This window comes from Akkermansia massiliensis (assembly GCF_023516715.1).
Taxonomy (GTDB): Bacteria; Verrucomicrobiota; Verrucomicrobiia; order Verrucomicrobiales; family Akkermansiaceae; genus Akkermansia; species Akkermansia massiliensis.
In genome coordinates this window covers 352,931-373,030 of sequence record NZ_JAMGSI010000001.1, presented here as the reverse complement: position 1 = coordinate 373,030, position 20,100 = coordinate 352,931, and the positions used below count along the sequence as shown (strand labels likewise).

The following is a 20,100-nucleotide window of genomic DNA, read 5'->3' as shown; positions in this document are numbered from 1 at the left end:
ACACCTGGTCCACTTTACTCCAAGAAAAAACCTCCGTTCGGAACGGAAAATTCACCTTCCTGCGGAAAGACCAGCACCGCAGGAAAATCCGGCGGATTCACGGAAGAAGCAAGTACCGCACCGATTAATCCAAATTGACTCCGGAGGTTCCGGAAGCGGCTGGGCCGCACCTCTTTCCCCCTGCCTACTTCTTGTTACGGTTTTCTGCTGCCGGAAACCCTGGAAAACGGCAAAAAACCGTGGTATTCCGCGCAATGTGCTCTCCTTGGCCAGCTATCTCCGGCAATTCTTGAAGCTGCCCTGATTCCGGGAAAACTGGATAAAAAGAAAAAGCAAACGCTCCCATTGGAAAAAACAGCGCCTACCTGTCCGCCATTCCGTCAATGATGGAAAGCTCCTCCGCGGTGAACCGCGTATTTTCCAGGGCTTTCAGGCAATCCATGACTTGCTGGGGGCGGCTGGCGCCTATCAGGGCCGTGGTCACCACGGGGTCTCTCAACACCCAGGCCAGCGCCATCTGGGCGAGGCTCTGGCCGCGGCTCCGGGCCAGGGCAGCCAGGCTGCGAATTTTCTCCCCATGCTCCCGGACCCGTTCTTCCGTTAAAAAGACGGAGGAACCTGCCGCACGGGAATCCGCGGGAATTCCCTCCAGATAACGGTCCGTCAGCATCCCCTGGGCCAGGGGGGAAAAGGCGACGCACCCGGTGCCCGTTTCACGGATGGCCTGAAAAACGGACTCTTCCGGCTCCCGGTTGAACATGTTGTAACGGAGCTGGTGGACCAGGCACGGCACGCCGGCCTCCCTGAGCATGGCGCATATCTGCCTGGTTTGCTCTGCCGGGAATTTGGAAATACCGGCATACAAGGCCTTTCCGGACCGGACCGCCGTGACGAGGGCCCCCGCCGTCTCTTCCAGCGGAGTCTCCGGGTCATGCCGGTGCGCATAAAAAATATCCACGTAATCCAGCTTCATGCGGGAAAGGGACTGGTCCAGGCTGGAAAGCATATGCTTGCGGGAACCCCAGTCCCCGTACGGTCCGGCCCACATCAGGTGCCCTGCCTTGGTAGCGATGACAAGCTCGTCACGGAAACGGGACAAATCCTGCATGAAAATGCGGCCAAAGCATTCTTCCGCCGCGCCGGGAGGCGGCCCGTAATTGTTCGCCAGGTCAAAATACGTGATGCCGGCGTCAAACGCGCCATGGATAAGCTGCCGCGCATTCTCGAAATCGTCGGCAGCGCCGAAATTGTGCCAAAGCCCCAGGGAAACGGGAGGAAGCAGCAGCCCGCTGCGCCCGCAACGGCGATAGTCCAGATGACTGTAACGGCCGGGATCGGGGAGGTAACTCATCGGAAGGAAAAACGGGAAGGTTCACCGGGCATGGGAAGTACGCTCATGCCGCACGCCGGAGCGCCATGCCTCCGTGCGGTATTTGGATGCCAGCAGCTCCGCCACCCTAGCGTTCATGCCGGGAAACAGCTCCGCTTCCACGCACAGGGAATGTCCGTCCGCCAGACGGGCGGCCAGCATTTCATCCCATCCGGCGGGAAGAAGGCAATTCTGGATGCTCCCCTGATGGAGAACGCCGCCGCGGACTCTTCTCTGGCCGCCACCGGCCAGCTTTTCCCCGCCGGGAAGTACTAAATCACTCGTCACGGGGCTGGCAAAACAGGCGCGGCCACCGTCCGGGGCGTCTCCGTCCAGCATCACGCACTCCACGCCGCAATCTCTCAAAACACGGGCCAAAGCCCCGTGAATCCATCGGTACAGGGTGGCGCTGGAAGGCCGTTCCTTCTCTCCCCGGCGGTGCATGGCCAGGGTAAAGGGAATGTCCTGCCGGTGGTCCACAATTCCCCCGCCCGTCCAGCGGCGGACAAAATGGAGTTCCTCTCCCGGAAAAATGGCGCGTGCCGTGGCTTCCTCGTCAAAATAACCGTAGGTCACGGTCGGCTCCGCCCAGCGGTATGCACGCAGCACGGGCTTCTCTCCCCATTCCAGCAGGGCTTCATCCACGGCCATGGCTTCCTCCCCGCTTCTAGCGACCGGGTCGCGCCACAGCACCAGCTCCGGCAGAGGGGACAAATTGCCGACGACATTTGCGAAACCAGACATTTTGCAACTACAGTGTAAATAACGGCAGGACGCTCCGGGCGGGAAACGGCAGCGGAAAAACCCGCTTCCATCAGCCCCCATACTACAGGCCTAACGGTTCATGGGCAATGCTACGCGCTGGGTGAAGGACCGGGTATAGCGCTCAAAGAATTCCTCCGGAGAGGGGGCGGGACGCTTCTTCTGCCGGATCTGGTCCACCAGGGCCATGCCTTCATCCGTCACCACCGTCATGGAAATCGTCACGGCAGTGACGCGTCCGGACTTCAAATCGTCAATATTCACGCTGCTGCCGATGATGTCCAGACGGTTGCCGTACACATCCATCTGGGTGCAGGAACCGAGCCGGTTGGCCCCCGTCGTCATGACGGGCACCAGCACGGACGCCCGCTGCGTGGCATCCTTGTCCGACTTGTTGCTGCCGGAATTGCCGATCTTCTTCTGGTAGTCCACTTCAAAAATCAGCGTCATTTCCACCACGTTTTCCACCAGGAAATTGGCGGGAATGGTCTCATCCTGCTGGTAGCGGGTATAAGCGGACCAAAGGTCCTGCTGGCCCAGGAGATTCTGCACGGTATCCTCCGCGCTGATCAAATTGCGGTACAGGGAATAAACCGGAAAGCCGTCAGACTCCGCCGTAGCGTCCTGGTCCAGAATCTGGTCACGGTAAAGCAGCTTGTACCCCACGCAATTCACGTCACCGATGATGCGGTCGTTCCGCATGTCCATGCTGGACTTGGCAGGATTGCGGTCCGTAGCCGTGGTAAAGAAAATCAACTGGGAGGCATTCGTGATCTTGGCGCCTTCCGGCCCCATGGTCATCAGGTTCACGCGGGCTTCATTCAGAGCGGAAGAACCGCCCTTCTTCCTGGACGCCGTGGTCTTGGTCGCGCGGGAAACCAGATCGCTGTCCCGCTGCACCAGCATCCATTCAAAGGGATTACCGGCACGGAACTGCATGCTCTCAAAATCCTTGGTCATGGTATCCATGGCCGTGCGGGCAAGCGTGGTGGTCCGCACATCCTGCAGCACCCATCTCCAGATATCCACCCCGCGGGAGGTCAGGGCCACAATCACCAGCACCAGCACGGTGGTGATGGTCATGGCTGCCAGGAGCTCAATCAGGGTGAACGCGCCGGATTTGATTTTGGCAAATGTCTTCATGATTTTTCAGAGGTCTTCAGATAATGCCCGTTAGCGGCGGAAAGCGAGATTGCGCGTAAAGATGGGAGTCTTCAAATTCTCCCACGTCAGGTGCTGCAAACGTTCAGGGTCCGTATTCAACAGCTGGAAAAACTCCGCCTGGTACAGGACTTCCGCCCCCCACGGCAAATTCAGGCCGCCGCCCTTCTCCGGCGTATAAACGTACAGGGAAGGCTCCGTAATCACCTTGCCGCGGTTGTAGGGATTGTAAATCGTCCCGTACTTGGGAGCCAGCTTGTACCCGTAAGCGTTGGAATCCATGCGCTCCACCACCAGCTGGGTCATGCGCACGGCGAAGACGGGGCCGACAAGCGCCTTGAAATCATCCCAGCGGTCCTTGTTGTTCGCTAGGCAAACTCCCGTCACCACCGCCGTATTCTGCCCGGGGATGCTCCCACCTTCCTCCAGCCAGGGCTGAGGTGTGCCGTCCTTGCGGGCGCCCTTGGTCAGATCCGCCCTGTAATTGTAAACAAGAATGGTCGTAGCGGGTTTGGACGTAAACTGCATCCAGTAAAACGCCTTGTCAAAAGCGGAAATATATCTGGTGGTGGAAGACTTTCTGGCATTGGGAGCGGCACGCTCGGAATTGCGAAGCTCTCCAAGTTCCGCCGTCAGGGCGTGGACGATGCGGTCCGCTTCGCGGATGGTCAGAGCGGACTGAACCGTCCTTCTGGCTGGAATGAACATGGCCATGAACACCACGATCAGCACGGCAACCACGCCGATCGCAAGCACCACTTCCGTCAGGGTGAACCCCTTGGCACGAGACTGTTTCATACACTTGGTCAACATAAAATGGGAAATCCGGTAAAATATGAATTAGTTGGGAATCACCTGCTCCGTCGTCCTCAGCCGGCTGATATTGCCTTTGGGATAAATCACGATGCCGCCTGCCAGGCCCGGCTTGCCGTCCACCATCGGAGTCGGTTTCTCCTCCTTGCCGTTTCCGGCGGAACCGGAAACCACCACCAGGCGGGTGGGGGCGTTCGGCTGGGACATGCGGCCTTCCTCGTCAAACTCAATGAAATAAATATCCGTCATCCGGTTGCCCGGAAGATTGACGGTATCCTGCCCGTCACGGCTGGCAAAGCTACGGGCTGCGGACTTGCCCTTGGTCTTCTTGGAGCCTTCCAGCAGGGTGCTGTAGGTGGGGCTGATGTAAAACCCGGCGGGAAGAGTCTGCAAACGGTTGACCAGATGCCACTTTCCGGTGCGCGTATTTTTGGACATCACGCCCAGCGTGCGCATGTTGCGGGCTTCGTCCTCAGGAGTGCTCACGATAATCAGGCGGCTCCACGTTCCCTTGCCCATGGCGTCCAGGCGGGCTTCCTGCACCATGCCGTCCACCATCTCCACGGCGGACTGGAGGCCCTGCCCCCTGCCCCCGCCTCTTAACATGCTGGCGGCCAAGGCCATCATGGCAACCATAATGGTGATGACGACAATCAGTTCCACCAGGGTAAACCCCTTGCTCCCTGACGAGGAACAGTGCGAAGCCGTTCCGGAATGCTTGGAAAAATATCTCATACAGATGATGCAGGATTGAACAACGATTTTTGGCATGCTACCCGTTTCACACGGGCACGGCAATCATTTTTTGAGAAACGGGAATGCCTGATATGTTCCGGTCCGAATAAAAATCCGGCGGGGTTTCACCCCCGGATCATCCCCGGCGCCATGAACCATCCGGAAGAACGGAACTTCCGACTGATTCAATCCACACATTTCAAGAAGCATAGGGAGGAAAAAGCTCTTGAAACGCCTCTGGAATGCCACTTTTCCAGAGTTCCCGACCACTCCTCCTGCATCCGAGGGCATGCAATGCCCCATAATGATCCAAGCAGTTTAAACGGTTCATCCTTTCTCCGGGCCTGAAAGCCTATCGACCCCTTTACTCGTTGGAGAACGAAATTTCCGGTTAATGTACAAAGGAACAATTCCGAAAGCGCATGGAATGGAACTAGCATTCCATCATTCTCCGGAAAAGGAACTTCATTCTTATAATAAGAATAGAGGACCGTCACTCTTCCCCTTCATCCCGGGCCCCGTTCCCTCCATGCCGGACGATACTCCTGCACCACAGAAGATTCCATGCTCCCGGCATTCCTAGTGACAGAGGCACAAAAAGGACCTTGCACCCATGGGACACTCTTATTATTCCGTTCCGCCATGCCAAATACATCAACATTACACTCATCCCTATTGGAAAAAACCATCGAACGATTCCTGTTTCATTCCCAATATGAAAAAAACCTTAGTGAAAAGACCTTGAAAGCCTATGCAACCGACTTGGGGCAATTTGCCGACTTCATGATAAATCAAAGGAGCATCTGCCATTTGCCCGCTATTTCCGCAGAAGATTTGAAGCAATACGTTAAATCATTGTCGGGATTTCAGCCCAGAACCATGAAAAGAAAAATGGCTACGCTCAAAGCCATGCTGAACTTCATTGAAATGGAAGACGATGACTTCATCAACCCCATGCGGAAGCTTAAAATCAACATCAAGGTTCCCTTCCTGCTCCCTCCCGTCATGGACTCCATGGAAGTGGCCTCCATCCTAACCACCCTGTACCGGGAGAAAAACGCCTGTTCAAGCAAAACAGGGTATCGTTATCAGGAAATCGTCCGCAACATTGCCGTGGTGGAACTCCTGTTCGGCACGGGCATCAGGGTATCCGAACTATGCGCTCTGCGCCTTGCGTCCGTAAACCTCCATAACGGCTTCATCAAAGTCTATGGCAAAGGGAGAAAGGAACGCGTCATCCAAATATGCCAGGACGCCATTCTGGAAGCCCTGCACGAATACCAGCGCTTCTGTCTGCCTTCTTCCCGTCAGAACACGTTCTTCTTCATCAACCACCTAGGTCGCAACCTCTCTTCCCAGTCAGTAAGAATCATGATCAAAAAACTGGCCCTGAGATCCGGCATCCACAAACCCGTCACCCCTCACACATTCCGCCACACCTTCGCCACCCTCCTTCTGGAAGAAGGCGTAGACATAAAATACATCCAAACCATCCTCGGCCACAGCTCCCTCGCCACTACTCAGATATACACCCACGTCAGCACCACCAAACAAAGAGTCATCCTTCAGAATTTTCACCCAAGAAAAAATGTGCAGATAATTCTACAATAAAGAGTGATAACTATTTATTATCGAAAGAACATAACAAATGAATGGTCACTTAGAAGAGTTTCAGGAAATTTGTCAGGAACTACAGTATGAAGAAAAGCGCCTTCTACCTTTGTGTGCAGCGGAAAACGCCATATCGCCGTTCGGAAAAATTCCGTTAGATTCCTTTATTCAGGAGAAATACATTATGGGAGGAATTATCAGTCTGGAGACCAAACATAATTTCATGGAAGCGGAACATTTATTTAAGTTCTACAGTCTCCTCAATCGACAATGTTTTGAATTATTCCAAAGTAATTATTCAGATGCAAGGACATTATCAGGTGTCAATGCCGTTATGATCCTCCTGATGAGTCTCTTTCAACCGGGTAGCACTTTGCTTATATCATCGGAAGATAGTGGAGGTCATGGTTCCATGCCTCTTATATGCCACCGGCTCGGTATAAAATTTATATATGCGCCGTTTGATTATGAGATAATGGACTTTGACTATGAAAAAATTAAAGCATTACGTCAAAAGGTAAAAATTGACGGTATGCTTATATGTCCATCTGACATCTTGTTTCAACCATCTTTGCAAAATCTGGAAGTATCAGAAGATTTTATAATTATTTACGATGCAACTCAAACTTTAGGTTTAATAGCTAGCAAATCCAATTCCAATCCTTTCCATTTTTTCAGCAATGAAGTTCCATTTGTTTTAATGGGCGCAACTCACAAAACGCTTCCCGGGCCGACTAGCGGATTAATCATGACGAATAATCAGAAACTGATGAATCTCATTGATACAAAGATTAATCCTGATTATCTACGAAATGTGCAATTTCATCAAATTCTTAGTCTCATTCTTGTTCTTATCGAGATGGAAATGTTTGGTGAACAATATAGTAAGCAAATTATAGACAATGCCAACAAACTAGGGCGTTATCTTGAGAAACGGGGAGTGCAAGTAATTCGAGCTCGCAATGATTTGTATACAGACACTCATCAAATATTTATATCCATGAAAGAAAATGAGATAATGAGATTTCTTCACAGAAGCCAATCACATGGGATAAGTTTAAACGGAAGGTATAAAAAGCTCTATCGCGATTCAGGAATACGAATAGGAGTTCAGCAAATTACACGTCATGGTTGGGAGGAAAATGAATTTGAGCAACTTGCTGATGTTTTTTATCAGCTCACGCAGGATACATACAACTATGACGAAGTAGAGAAAAAACTTAATATCTTGCGTTCAAAGAAAGATGTCCATTATACTTTTTCAGAGCAAACGTATCATGATGTTTTCAACTGCTTACATGACGGTTAATTTAACTGGTCCGCCATGTTGAGCGGCGTGCGCCAAGTCGGCATATTGCATTTTTTCCCAATATCTAGTTTGATTTTGATCAATTTCCCCGCCTCGAAGCAGATTCTCGACATAACATGCACAAGCATAGTTTATTGATAGTACGTGGTTGTGAGCTTCATCGGATAAATCAGTCATTATTTTTTGTACTTCATTTAATTGTTCACTCTGGATGATGTCATGGAACTGGTGTAATGTTAAAATTTTACCTAGCTGGGACATTGTTCGCAGGTTGAGATCACCGTTTTCATCAGCAAATGCAATAGCCTGATTATAAAGGGAAAGAATTTCATTTTTTACTTTTCGATTCTGGTTTTCTGCGGCATAAGTTTTTATTCGTAAAAGTTCAGCTTTTTCAAAGTAGAAATCATAAATAATTCTGTACTGAGTTTTTTCCAGACTGCGCAAAGCATTATCTACAATAGTAAGAGCAGATTCTATGTCTTGAAGTTTCTTCAGTGTGTAAATTGCCCGATGCCGTTGCGCATGCATTATGACGGGAGATTCTCCAATCTCTTTGGCAAGCGTGTCTATCCTGTTAAATGATGCCTCGTAATCGAATGACGTATCCCAGAATAGATAGATAGCGATACGCGAGTAGAGAATTTTCATTTGCAACTCAAGGTTTTGTATATTAGTGTTCTTATCCAAGCCTCTAAGAATATTATCAGCCAAAAGCAAGTCGCTTCCCTGATGCTTTAATATGTGAGCCTTTAAATATAAAAGCTTGGCCTCTTGTATTTGGTTCTTGAAAACCTTGGGGAGATGTTGCAGAAAAGCGTCGATTTCGCTTATGGCAAAAGAAAACCGATTGCTTAGATGATGCAAATCGATAATGAGAAATAGCATATCAAAATCTTCTGCATTCATATTTTCTGTGGGTCTCAAAGTTGGCAGAGCAGAATCTATTTCCTCCAAACGAGCTAATTCCGAGTATGCCCTTCGGTATTGTCCCAGTTGCAACAAGGAGTTTAAATAACAGTAATTAAAATATTGATTATTCGAATGGCTTTCTTTAAGTGACGAATTGAGATAACCGATTTGCTCATATTGCCACAGACGTTCGAGAAATAAATACTGTTTGCCGTCCAAAAGATTTTTTAGAATTTCGCGACCAGTTTCTTCTGAAAAATGAGTGTCGCTTAACATCAATAAAGAAACATTCAATGTGCCATCAAAAATATTTTCCAGATGTTCATGCGAATTTTTAATCATTTCCACAGCTTGATTTTTGTTGCAGCATTTACGACAGGATTCTGCTACCAAATCATTCATCCGTATATTTCCATCTCTTGTATCATTTTCTCGATATATCAATGAAGAATCGAGGACTGCACATACATGGTGAGGTGTGCTATCAGGGATTATATCGTATATTTTCCGTTCAGGAAGCGAGTCAACTCCCATAAGCTTTAAGTAAGCCATTAACATCACGATCTTTTTTGACTCATTACTGAAAAAAGAGTATTGCTGCCATATTATTTCATCAATAGTTTCAATATTAGAAAGATTTAGAGCCCTATTTTGATGTTCCAAATCTATTAATATGCGTACATAGGTTGGAATGCCGCTTGACAAACGAAGAATCTTTTCAGGATCAGTTATTGAAATGTTGTAAACTTTTTCCAACTCATGCAAATGGAGGCACCCAAATATATCTGGTTTCAAATTTCCATATAACGTGATAGTTTGGCTGTATACTAGTGATTCTATTGTAATTCCAATAATGATAGAGATGTTTTTGGATGAATTTGTCAGTATTTCAGCAAACTTGTCAGCATCTCTTTTCCTGTTTCTATCAATACCATCTAGGATAAATACGATTTTGGGGTAACGAGATGCTTGATCAAGAAATGCAGCCAGGGATTCTGCTGTTCCTATTTTTTCGTCGGATGGAATCCCTATCATTTCAAGACACTTATGTAATATAGAAGAATCTTTGCCTTCTATTTCCACGTAGTACACTGTTGTGCATATTTTTTTCTCTGCCAAGTCATTGACAAGGCGAAGAAGTAATAGTGTTTTTCCTATTCCTTTCCTGCCGGTAACATAAAAAATTCTGCGTCGTTCGCTGCTATCGTTGATGAATTGCATAAGCGTACAGCGTTCATCTTCACGGTCGACAAAAAAATTATCACAGTAACATTTTGTTGAAGACAAAACAACGGGATATTTAATTATTTTCAGAATCAAACCCGATATGGCCAGCCCCGCGACGAATAGTCTCCAAAAATCGAATTTTATAGTTTCTAATATTAAGAGTATGATACCGGTGGGAATCACGCCGCATATGTAAAACCAGGCCAATCTGTGCAGCCAGAGGGCGAGAGTCTTTTTTGTTTGGTTACGCATATCTATAATCGATAATAAATAGTTATCAGTTATTAGAGTTGCAATGCTAAGAATCAGCACTACAAATTTCATCCTTATTAGGATATTATTTTTTTAGATTTTTGCAAAGATATTTTCATATTGCAAAAATATCCATTTCATAAAATGAAAAAACTAACAAATATTTATTGCATATCTTTTTTATAATAAATCATTTTTACCTACCTCAATTCCACCCAAATGCCACGATGGTCGCTGGCCTGGCGGGAGAGGGGAGAGTCAAGGATTCCCATGGGAGGCTTGCGGCCGAGGCGCTTTTTCAGAGTATTGTTCAGGAAAAGATGGTCAAAGGAGTGGTAGGTGTCTCCGTCTTCGTAGTAGATGGTCCAGGTTTCCCCGCGGGAATCCCTGGGTTTCAGGCGGTTCAGGCGGTATTCCGTTTTAGCCGGCCCCTGGATGACCTGCAAGGCGCTGTCCGCCGGACCGTCATTGAAGTCTCCGTACAAAAGCAACGGCATGCCGTCCTGGGAGGCGATGGCTTCATTCAGGTAGTCCCGCAGGGCATACGCTTCCCTTCGCCGCGTGTCTTCCGCGGAGCCGTCACGGCTGAGGCGGGACTTCAAATGAATGCCCATCAGGCGGAAGAGGCGGCCATCCGGCGTTTTCACCGTGGCGTCCAGAATGCCCCGCAGCATCATTTTTTTCCTCTTCGTTTCTCCGGATACAGGCATGTCCGTCACGGAACGGTTGTCCACAATGGGATATTTGGAGAGAAGGGCCAATCCCCGGTCTTCTCCGTTCCGCATGACCAGGACCTTATGCGGTAACTGAACTCCTTTTCTTTTCAACCGCATTTGCAGGTCGCGCACGGCGGCTTCCCCACCCATTTCTGACAATCCTACTATTTCTGCACCGGATTGACGGATGAGTTCGGCCACGGCCTCCCGTGCTTCGACGGGCTTGTATTTTACCTGGAAGTTGCTCCTGCGCGGATCTTCCGGTACAAAGTAGTTGCCAGCATTTATTGTGAATAACCTGACAGGTTCTCCCTTTTCCGGTATAGAGATTTTCTCCGGAACCCTTCCCTTCCCGGGCGCCTCCCGGGAGGCAGGCACCGCCTGCGGCGTATCCGTCAGCGGCTTCCATTCCATCAAGCCGTACCCCAGCACCGCGCACAGCACAACCAGGGCCGCGATGACGGAGGTTCCCCTGCGTTTTGACGTTTTCCTGATCATGTCCGTTCCCTTGAAAGATTTTCTCCATGAAGGACGTAGTGAATGAACAGGCCGAGCCGCACAAAATTTTCCGGCTTATTACTCGGCTTTCACTTCACTTTCATCCGTAATTCATGATAAACCATGAATGTGCCTTCATTGCAACCCCAGAACGAGTCCCAGCCTGACGAGCAGACACTTTCCCAATATGCCGAACATACCAGGAAAAGCCTGATTGCGCGCCTGGAGAATTGGGAGGACCAGCGCACGTGGGATGAGTTTTACCGGACGTACTGGCGTCTTATTTATTCCGTCGCCCTCAAGGCCGGATTGAGGGAGGACGAAGCCTGGGACGTGGTGCAGGAGACCATTCTTTCCATCGCCAAGCAGAGCAAGAAGAATATTTACAAGCCGGAACAGGGTTCCTTCAAGCTCTGGCTCTGGAATATGACCCGCTGGCGCATCAACGACCAGTTCCGCAAGCGGAAGAAGGATACGGCCATGCTGATGAGCCCGGACGCCACGGAGAGCCAGGAACATCCCATCGACAAGATTCCGGACGAAGGGAAGAATAATTTTGACCAGGTGTGGGAGAGGGAGTGGCAGAATAACCTGCTCCAGGCGGCCCTGGAACGCGTCAAAGCGAAGGTGTCTCCCAAGCAGTTTCAAATTTTTGATTATTACGTGCTACGGGAGTGGGATGCGGCGAAGGTCCGCAGACAGCTCGGCGTCACGATTGCCCAGGTTTATCTGGCGAAGCACCGCGTAGGAAGCGCCTTGAAGAAAGAGCTGCAATTCCTTCATTCCCAGGAAGAGGAGAAGGAGAGATAGGCGGATGCCGCCCCGGTGCAACCGGGCCCGTTTCCCGCTTTTCTCCTGCCGTTCCGCTTTTCAGGAATGATTCCTTTATTTTGCCTCTTGCCAAGGCAGATGTTTTGTCGTTAGATAACGGCAACTGCAATGCCGCCCTCACGCAACAGACATTCCGCCCAGAGAGTTTTTACCTGGGACAAGATCAAGATGGCCCTGGCGGCGGCGGAAGAAGGGTTTTATATCTGGAATATCAAAACGGGCGTCATCCATTACACGGACCGCTGCCTGACCATGATGGGGGCCAGCCGCAAGGAGAAGGCCCCCAATATTTTCACCCAGCCGGAGCTTACCATCCACGAGGAGGACCAGGCCTTTTTTTCCCAGGAGGTGCGCCGTTACCTGGACGGCCATTCCCACATGCCCATGCGCATTGAAATACGCATGAAGAAGCTGAATTCCAAGAGCTGGAGCTGGGTCCGCATCAACGGTCTCGCTCGCAGGGACAAGCAGCGCCGCCCCGTCATGCTGGTAGGGGTATGGGTCAACATCACCCGGCGGAAGACGGCGGAACTGCGCGCCGCGGAAGACAGGGACCTGTTCCACACCCTGATTGAGCACATTCCGGACAGCATTTATTTCAAGAACCGGGAATCGCGCTTCGTCCTGGCGAATACCGCCACGGCCAATAAGCTGGGCGTGCCCACGCCGGCTGACCTGACTGGACGGACGGACGATTACTTTTTCGATCAAACGATGTCCGATGTTTCCCGCAAGGAGGAGCTGGACATCATGGCTACCGGACGCCCCATCCGCGCCCGCCTCCATCATGAGACATGGCTTCACAAGGATGATTCCTGGAGCCAGATCAGCAAGTTTCCTTGGTATGGCCGCAACGGGGACCTGAAGGGCATCGTGGGCATTTCCAGCGACGTCACCAAGCTGGTGAAGACGGAGATCAAGGCCACGGAAACAGCCCGTATTCTGGAAGAGCGCAACAAGTCCCTGGAGAAGGAGATAGATTTGGCCCGGGAAATCCAGTTCGCCCTGCTTCCCTATGAGATTCCCTCCCGCTCCCATACGGAACACGGCCTGACGCGCCATGTGGATTTCCACCACATTTTCACTCCTTCAGAGGGGGTGGCGGGCGATTGGTTCGATGCCTTTCCCGTGGGCAATTCCGGCGTAGGCGCCATCGTCTGCGACGTGATGGGCCACGGCATCCGCGCCGCCCTGATCGCTTCCATGCTCCGCGGCCTGATGGAGCAGTTGTCCCATCTGGCGGACAATCCGGCGGCCTTTTTGTCTTCCCTCAACCACCAGCTTGCCAAAATTCTGCAACGGGCGAATACCACGATGTTCGCCTCCGCCGTTTATATTTACCTGGATTTGGAAACCGGCGTCATGACCGCCTCCACGGCCGGGCACCCGCATCCCATTATCCTGGGGCCGGACGGAGTTGCCCGCAAGATGCCGCTGCCCAGGGGCATTGCCCTGGGGCTGCTGGATGACGCCACGTACCAGAACGCCCAGTTCCCCCTCCTGGCAGGTTCCCGCGTCCTGATGTATACGGACGGACTGACGGAAGCCGCCAATTCGGAAGGGGAAGAGCTGGGCGTGGAGAGGCTGATCGATTATTTCAATAATTCATCCCCCAAGAGCACCAAGGATTTTGTCCATCAGGCCCTTACCTGCGTAGCAAAATTCACCGGCTGCACCAACCAGGCCGACGATATCTGCATGCTGGGCATCAGCTATTCCGAACACGAGGCAAAGCCGGGGCATTAACAAACCCGGTTCTTCCCTTTTCCGGATATTTACCTCCTTCCTCCTTTTTTGCTGGGGAAAAATCCACATTCCGTCCGCCTGAAAAACAGGAATCATTCAAGCAGGAAGGCTATTTCCCGGAAGGACGGTCTGCCAAGTTTTCCTTTTTCCCTGAAGAGTCCTGCCGGCAGGGAGGCACATTCTCCCTGCAAGGCCGCAGATGATTCCCGCCAGGAGAAAAACGGCAGAAGCGGCTTTCAATTTTCCCGCAGGACCGGAATACGCCTGCTCTCTTTTCAGTAAAACAGGTTCAAGAACTGCCTTTCCAGCCTCTTCCAAGCCGCATTCCGGAATTCCCGCCGCCAGGAACTTCCCGAATCGCATCTTCCTGACCAATTCTTAAAAGCCAGCGGAATACGGGACGGCAATTTTCCCATGCCGCCAAATGACAAGGATCCGTCAGGTTGCCTCAGGACAATCATCCGGAGAGAATTTGAAGTTGCGCCAGAACGGAACGCTTAGCATCCAGATGGAGAACAAGGCTTCCAGCCCTCCCGCCATGATGATCGTCGCCTGGACTCCCCAAACATCCACCACGGCTCCCCAGCCCATGGCCGCCAAAGGCTGCACTCCAATCGTAACGATGCTGAACAGCCCCAGAATGGCAGATTTGCGTTCCGGCGGCGCCAGAAGCTGCACGGCGGATGAAGAGGTGACAAAGAGGGAAGAAGTAGCCAGACCGGCAAAGAAGAAGCAGAGGGCCTGTATTTCCACCACGGGAATGATGCCGGCCACGCATAATGCGCTCCCCATCCACAGCGTGCCCGAGGAGAGCTTGGCCCCCACCCTGTCGCTTTTGCGCGCAAACGGCAGGACAAAGAGGATGCTCACCATGGCACCGGCTCCGACCGCTCCCAGAATGAGGCCGGTATTCCTTGGGTTCCCGTGCATCAATGCCGGAACAATCTGGTAAAGGGATTGCCCGCAGATGTTCTGAATGAGCGCGCTGATCATGATGAAGAGCAGGCTGCGCGTAGAAAGCACCGCCTTGAGCCCGGAGGCCTTTCTTCCGGCCCCGCGCTGCTTTTTAGGGGCGGAGGTATCCGCAACGCGTCCTTTCAGAGCTACCAGGCAGCCTACCAACGGCAGGCTTGCCACGACATTGCCGCCAAAGGCGGTTCCGGCCCCCCATTCCGCAATGATGTAGCCGGCCAGCGCCGGACCTACGGCGCGGCACGTGTTGAATACCAGGGAGTACATGCCCACGGCCTCCTGCAACTGCCTGCGCGGGATCAGATCGCCCACAAAAGCCTGCTGCGTGGGAAAGCCCACCGTCTGGTTGACGCCCATGACCAGCCCGGCGGCATACAAGTGCCATAGCTGGAGCATGTCCAGCATCGTCAGCAGAAACAGGGCTACGGCCACCAGCCATTGGACGCATTGCACGGCTATGAGCAGTTTTCTCCTGTCAAAACGGTCTCCCAGCCCGGCCAGCAGCATGCCGCCCAGAAAGAAAGGGAGCGCGTTCAGGGCGGCCAGGAAGCCCACCGCCGTGGCGGAGCCGCCGGAAATGTCGTACACAAGAATGCCCATGGCCGTCACCTGCAGCCACATCCCGATCAGGGCGGCGGCCTGCCCGGACCAGAAGATTTGCAGGTTCCTCACCTGAAGGGGCTTGAAAAAGCCCAGCCAGTCATTCAGCCATTTCATCAGCTCCGCCATCCTAGCCCCCGCCGCCGGAACCGTCCAGACGCGAGTGCGGCAACGGAAGCCCTCATAATCCCGGAACCTTTTTATTCCTCCGCGGTATAGCAGGCCGGGTAGTCCTTGGAAGGCAGCCAGACGGGAAGGTCTTTCATCCTGTCCGCGGCGCGTTCGGAAACCGGCATGCGCCAGATTTTAAAGAAAGGCCCCATGTTTTTTCCCGTGACCTTGGAGAAGGCGTTCATGACCCATTCCCATTTCTTTTCATCACTCAGCTTGCCGTTGTCGTACGGCTTGTCATGGAATTGAAGGGCCACCTGCCGGAAAGCGTCAAATCCCAGATAGTACATCAGCTCCACCCAGAAGAAGAGCTGCACCTTGTTGGGCGCTTCATTGTAGGTCTGGTCGCCGGAGAAGTACTTTTTCATCTCAGCGCTCATGCCGTACGGCCCCATGCCGCCGCCCCAGCAGGATTCAAAGTTTTTCCCGGTGCCCATTACCTCGCAGACCATGGAGAAGATGTTGACGGATACTTCCGTCTGGCCCTCCATCGTAAACGGAGGCGACTGGTGGTTATGCCCCAGTTCATGCCACAGCCCCCAGCTTCCGGAATGGATGATGGAGCCGCTGGCAATGGAGTCCGTCCAGTCCTTCGTAGCCATGGCGGGATAACCGGAATGCCCGGCCCCGGCGGAAATCTGCCTGTCCACGACAAAACGCATCGGGTGATGCAGGCGGTCCGGCTTGGTGTCCCATCCCATGATCCAGTCCTGGAGGGCCATGTTTTTTTGCAGGAATTCAGCCGTTTTCTGAACATCCGGACACCGCTTCAACTGCTCCACGGGCATCGTGACAATGAGGCGGGGCATACAGATTTCCCCCCACGGCGCCTTGGTATTTTCCAGTTGTTCGGCCCATTGTTCCGGAGTGGTCTTCCCCATGACGAACAGAGGGGCCGGCACGGCTCCGGAAATCTGAACCTTGAATACTTTTCCCCGTTTGGAACGCTGGCCCACATTCACGTAAACCAGGCCGCCCATCGGGTTCACCATTTTCACGCGGCCCCGGTCCGCCGGAACCTGCATGGTTATTTCCGGAACCCTTTTCCATTCATCCAGCTTGTGCAGGCTGTCCGTATGGCACCCTATGCGCACGCTGACCGTGCTGTCCTTGGGCGCGCCGGACAGGGAAAAGGAGATTTCCCCTCCGGGGGGAGCATACAGTCCCGTACTGTGCCAGCCGCCGATGTTGGAATCTATTTCCACCGTCCTTCTTACCGTCTGGGCCCCGTCCTCCGGAACGCCGGGAAAATCCTTCGCCGCCGGGCACGCCTTCAGGGTGGAAAGCTTGGCGTCCTTCCATTCCCGGCATTTTTCCAGAAGCTCCTGCATGCGGCGGGTATCATCACCTCTTTTCCACGGGGCGGCTCCCGCAGGGAATTCCTCTATTCCCGCCATTTTTTCCGCCTTGCCCCAGGACCATGTTTCCAGCGGCTTGTCCTTATCCGTTTGAATTTCATCCCTGGAGGGGATTGAGTAGACGGAAAGCTCCGGCATCCGGTTCTTCACAGGCAGGGGAAAACGCCCTTCCGGTTCAGGCTCATCTTCTTCCACAGGGATGTTTTCCTCCTGCCTGCGGGCCTGTTCCTCACGTTCGCGCCGTTCCAGCTCCTCCCTCCTCTTCTTTTCCTTCTCTTCGCGTTGAGCCTGCTCCCGGAGCTTTTGAGCCGCTTCCGCAGCCTGCCGTTCCTTCTTTTCCCTGGCTTCCTCACGCGCCTTCTGCTCTGCCTGCCTCTCCTTTTCCTTCTTCTCCCTGATTTCCCGCTCACGCTGCATTCTCTGTTTTTCAGCGGCTTCCCTGGCCTTCTTTTCCTTCATTTTACGCTCGGTAGTCAATTCCTGGGCAGCTTTCCTTTTTGCCAGGTTATCCTGGTACAGATAATATCCGGCTCCCGCTCCGCAAACCAGCAGAAGCACTAAAAACCAGCCTACGGCGGAACCTCTGGAGACGCTTCGGGTAAAAGAAGGAATATTCATGTGATCGGAATTCGGAATAAATCGTCATTATTTCTGCATCGCAGACATTTCTTGTCAATACGATTCTTCCTTTTCCGCGGGAGCTTTCATGGAAAGAACATTCCGGAAACCGATTTTCCCCGCATCCGGCGTCCCCCGTTTTTCAAGCGTCCGCTTCCGGAACCTCCGCCTTCATCCCGAAATGGGGGAACGCGCCATGCATCAGGCCGTCCAGCACGCCGCGGGTGCGCGGTTCCGGGCTGATGTATCCATGGCCGCAGGCTACCATGGCTTTCACTTCCTCCGCCGCATTGGAGGGACAGCACCGGAACGCTTCCGGCAAATGGCGCATGGCGTCCAGGTCGTTGTGCCCGTCTCCGAAGATGGCCGCATGGACGGGAAGCACACCGAACCGTGAGGCTACAAAAGCCAGGGAAGTCCCCTTGTTGTAGTCGCGGTGGCTGAAACGCAGGTAAGGCCCCGCCCTCTGCGTGACGATTTCATCATACGGTCCAACCGTGTCCTGAATGACGCAGGAGACGTCATCCAGCCCGCAGGCATCGTTCACCACCAGGGAAAAAGCGTCATTGGCCTGCCTGCGGAGTTCCAGCCCGGAGAACCGGTGTTCCAGATGGTCCATCAATGATTCCAGCATTCCGCCGTGACGGGTGAACAGGTCGTCATGGGCCACGGAGCAGGCATCGTTCCACGGAACGCCGGGCATCAGACGCCCTTCCGCATCCGCCAGATGAACGTTCCGTTCCATCGTGACCGTAAAATCCGGGGCAAACGCTTCCGGATTACCCTGGAACATGTCCATCAACCCTTCCCGCAGGTAAACGGGGTCCCTCCCCGTATTGATGCCCCAGAGCACGCCGTACCGCGCCCGGAGTCCACGCATGGTTCTGAAAAAAACGCGTCTTTCCTCCGCAGGGCCCCCCAACGTGAACAGGGTATCGTCAAAGTCAAAGGAGAAGAGATACCGGGGCAGTCCGGGCCTGGGCAAGGCACGGACCGGCAGAAAACGCATCAGTTCCATTTCAGGCCAGTCCTCCCTTCACCGCGGCGCGCCTCTCCGCATGCACGACGGGTTCCGCCAGCGGAATATCCTCCTCCACCGGCTCCGCCGAGGGAATGTGTTCTTCCACGGGTTCGGCGGAAGGAATGGTTTCCGGAACGGGTTCCGCCTCAGGGATGACTTCCTGCCGCGGCGCAGGCTTCTCCCGGCGTCCCGGCGCAGCGGGAGCGGGACGGGCTGCCGGGACGGCAGACGGCGGACGCGCCGCAGGGGCCGTTTTCCTTTCTCCTGCGGAAGCGGGGATTCTGGCCTCGGCGCCCACGCCGGCCCGCACCTGGCGGGCAATGGGGGTATTCATATCCACCGCATACGTGACGGGCAGGCTTCCGGCGGGAATTTCCTCTCCCGGCTTGCGCATGTGGATTTCCACCCTGCGGTTGGCAGCCTGGGCATTCCGGTCCCCCTTCGTGGAGACTACCGGGCGGGAGGCCCCGCAGGCGCGTATGTAGAGCCTGCATTCCCCGTTCGGGCGCGTCAGGGCAATGCCGTTGTCCTTCAGCCACTGGCGCACGGCATTGGCCCGCATCAGGGAGAGCACGGCATTATATTCTCCGGAACCGAAGCTGTCCGTATGCCCCTCTACAATGAAAATCGTGTCCGGGTTTTTCATCATCAGCCCGGCGAGCTGAAGCATGCTGAGGCGCGCGGAATTTTTCATCACCGCCTTGTTGTATTCAAACAGAAGGTCCGCGCCCAGCCTGCTGTAACCGCTGTCCTTGCCCAGGGAGGACTGGGCCATCAACTGGGAAAGTGATTTACTGCCGTCCGGCAGATGGGAATCATCCTGGCCGCCAGCCCCCTTGAGCTTGTTGTTGTACCATTCGTCCGGGTTGACCATGTCCGGCTCCGCCGTCTTGATAGTCGCCGGGCTGGCGGAAGTTTTCAGCATCTCGGGCGGAGAAGGTTCAGGCAGTCCCTTCGCGACGGCATTCATGTCCACCTGCGGCATTCTGGGGGCGAGGGATTCCGGCGGGGACGGAGTAACCGGATCGGCGGAAAAGCTGGTTTCCCCCGGAGCGATCACCACCTGTTCCGGCAGCATGTCCTCCAGGTCCGGCAATTCCGGCGGCACTTCCTCAAGCTGCTCGATATCCGGTTTTTCAACCACTTCCGCCACATCCGGTGCGGGACGGTCGTCCGCTTTCAGCACGATTTTCTCAGGCAGCGGCTTCCGGTCCTCCTGAACCGCGGGTGCCTTGTGCACATGAATGCCCAGGTCAAACCAGCTCAGAACGATGAAGCCCAGGTAGTGCACCAGCACGGCGGCAAGAAGGGCCCCCACCGCCACGGCGGCAAGATGGCGCGGCGCAGGCAGGATGAAACGGCTGCGCCTGCGGCGGTTCTCGCGGAGTTCACGGGTGTTTTCCTGATTGGCACTCACG

At 53.4% G+C, this 20,100-nt stretch carries 15 protein-coding genes; 4 read left to right on the top strand and 11 right to left on the bottom strand.

What is annotated here, in order from left to right; all coding sequences use genetic code 11:
• Positions 1 to 361: 361 nt before the first annotated feature.
• From M8N44_RS01665 to M8N44_RS01645, 5 genes are all read right to left on the bottom strand, one after another.
• Positions 362 to 1,351 carry an aldo/keto reductase gene (locus tag M8N44_RS01665; protein WP_102722737.1) on the bottom strand — a complete coding sequence of 330 codons (990 nt, stop codon included), beginning with the start codon at positions 1,349 to 1,351 and terminating at the stop codon, positions 362 to 364.
• Positions 1,352 to 1,372: 21 nt separating this feature from the next.
• Positions 1,373 to 2,113: a lipoyl protein ligase domain-containing protein gene (locus tag M8N44_RS01660; RefSeq protein ID WP_022397252.1), complete on the bottom strand. Its 741-nt coding sequence runs from the start codon at positions 2,111 to 2,113 to the stop codon at positions 1,373 to 1,375.
• 90 nt (positions 2,114 to 2,203) lie between these two features.
• Complete coding sequence (locus M8N44_RS01655; RefSeq protein ID WP_022397253.1) at positions 2,204 to 3,274, bottom strand: PulJ/GspJ family protein; 1,071 nt, start codon at positions 3,272 to 3,274, stop codon at positions 2,204 to 2,206.
• Between the two features lie 30 nt (positions 3,275 to 3,304).
• Positions 3,305 to 4,090, bottom strand: a complete 786-nt coding sequence (locus tag M8N44_RS01650; protein ID WP_102722735.1) for a type IV pilus modification PilV family protein — start codon at positions 4,088 to 4,090, stop codon at positions 3,305 to 3,307.
• Positions 4,091 to 4,132: 42 nt separating this feature from the next.
• Entirely contained in the window at positions 4,133 to 4,840 is a 708-nt protein-coding gene (locus M8N44_RS01645) for a prepilin-type N-terminal cleavage/methylation domain-containing protein (protein ID WP_180970953.1), read from the bottom strand.
• A 564-nt stretch (positions 4,841 to 5,404) separates the two neighbouring features.
• Between M8N44_RS01645 and M8N44_RS13870 the strand changes: the two genes are divergently transcribed.
• Together M8N44_RS13870 and M8N44_RS01635 are read left to right on the top strand one after the other, a co-directional pair.
• Positions 5,405 to 6,451: a tyrosine-type recombinase/integrase gene (locus M8N44_RS13870; protein ID WP_215451253.1), complete on the top strand. Its 1,047-nt coding sequence runs from the start codon at positions 5,405 to 5,407 to the stop codon at positions 6,449 to 6,451.
• A gap of 37 nt (positions 6,452 to 6,488) precedes the next feature.
• Positions 6,489 to 7,760, top strand: a complete 1,272-nt coding sequence (locus M8N44_RS01635) for a PLP-dependent aminotransferase family protein (RefSeq protein ID WP_102728857.1) — start codon at positions 6,489 to 6,491, stop codon at positions 7,758 to 7,760.
• On the opposite strand, the gene M8N44_RS01630 is transcribed toward M8N44_RS01635, so the two are convergent.
• A complete protein-coding gene (locus tag M8N44_RS01630) occupies positions 7,746 to 10,223 on the bottom strand; it encodes an AAA family ATPase (RefSeq protein WP_102728858.1) in 2,478 nt (825 codons plus the stop codon). The genes M8N44_RS01635 and M8N44_RS01630 overlap by 15 nt on opposite strands.
• Before the next feature lie 128 nt (positions 10,224 to 10,351).
• Positions 10,352 to 11,365 carry an endonuclease/exonuclease/phosphatase family protein gene (locus tag M8N44_RS01625; protein WP_102728859.1) on the bottom strand — a complete coding sequence of 338 codons (1,014 nt, stop codon included), beginning with the start codon at positions 11,363 to 11,365 and terminating at the stop codon, positions 10,352 to 10,354.
• 123 nt (positions 11,366 to 11,488) lie between these two features.
• Between M8N44_RS01625 and M8N44_RS01620 the strand changes: the two genes are divergently transcribed.
• On the top strand, positions 11,489 to 12,175 hold the full coding sequence (locus M8N44_RS01620) for an RNA polymerase sigma factor (protein ID WP_022397257.1): 687 nt from the start codon (positions 11,489 to 11,491) through the stop codon (positions 12,173 to 12,175).
• Positions 12,176 to 12,304: 129 nt separating this feature from the next.
• On the top strand, positions 12,305 to 13,942 hold the full coding sequence (locus tag M8N44_RS01615) for a SpoIIE family protein phosphatase (RefSeq protein ID WP_022397258.1): 1,638 nt from the start codon (positions 12,305 to 12,307) through the stop codon (positions 13,940 to 13,942).
• A 438-nt stretch (positions 13,943 to 14,380) separates the two neighbouring features.
• On the opposite strand, the gene M8N44_RS01610 is transcribed toward M8N44_RS01615, so the two are convergent.
• The 4 genes from M8N44_RS01610 to M8N44_RS14025 form a co-directional block, all read right to left on the bottom strand.
• A complete protein-coding gene (locus M8N44_RS01610; protein WP_180973118.1) occupies positions 14,381 to 15,631 on the bottom strand; it encodes an MFS transporter in 1,251 nt (416 codons plus the stop codon).
• Between the two features lie 83 nt (positions 15,632 to 15,714).
• Positions 15,715 to 17,661, bottom strand: a complete 1,947-nt coding sequence (locus M8N44_RS01605; protein WP_102728861.1) for a M60 family metallopeptidase — start codon at positions 17,659 to 17,661, stop codon at positions 15,715 to 15,717.
• 142 nt (positions 17,662 to 17,803) lie between these two features.
• The gene (locus M8N44_RS01600) at positions 17,804 to 18,541 is read right to left on the bottom strand and encodes an HAD family hydrolase (protein WP_180975242.1); all 738 of its coding nucleotides are present in this window, start codon (positions 18,539 to 18,541) and stop codon (positions 17,804 to 17,806) included.
• Positions 18,542 to 18,680: 139 nt separating this feature from the next.
• Positions 18,681 to 20,099, bottom strand: coding sequence for an OmpA family protein (locus M8N44_RS14025; protein WP_180970955.1), 1,419 nt, complete (start codon positions 20,097 to 20,099; stop codon positions 18,681 to 18,683).
• Between the last annotated feature and the right edge of the window lies 1 nt (position 20,100).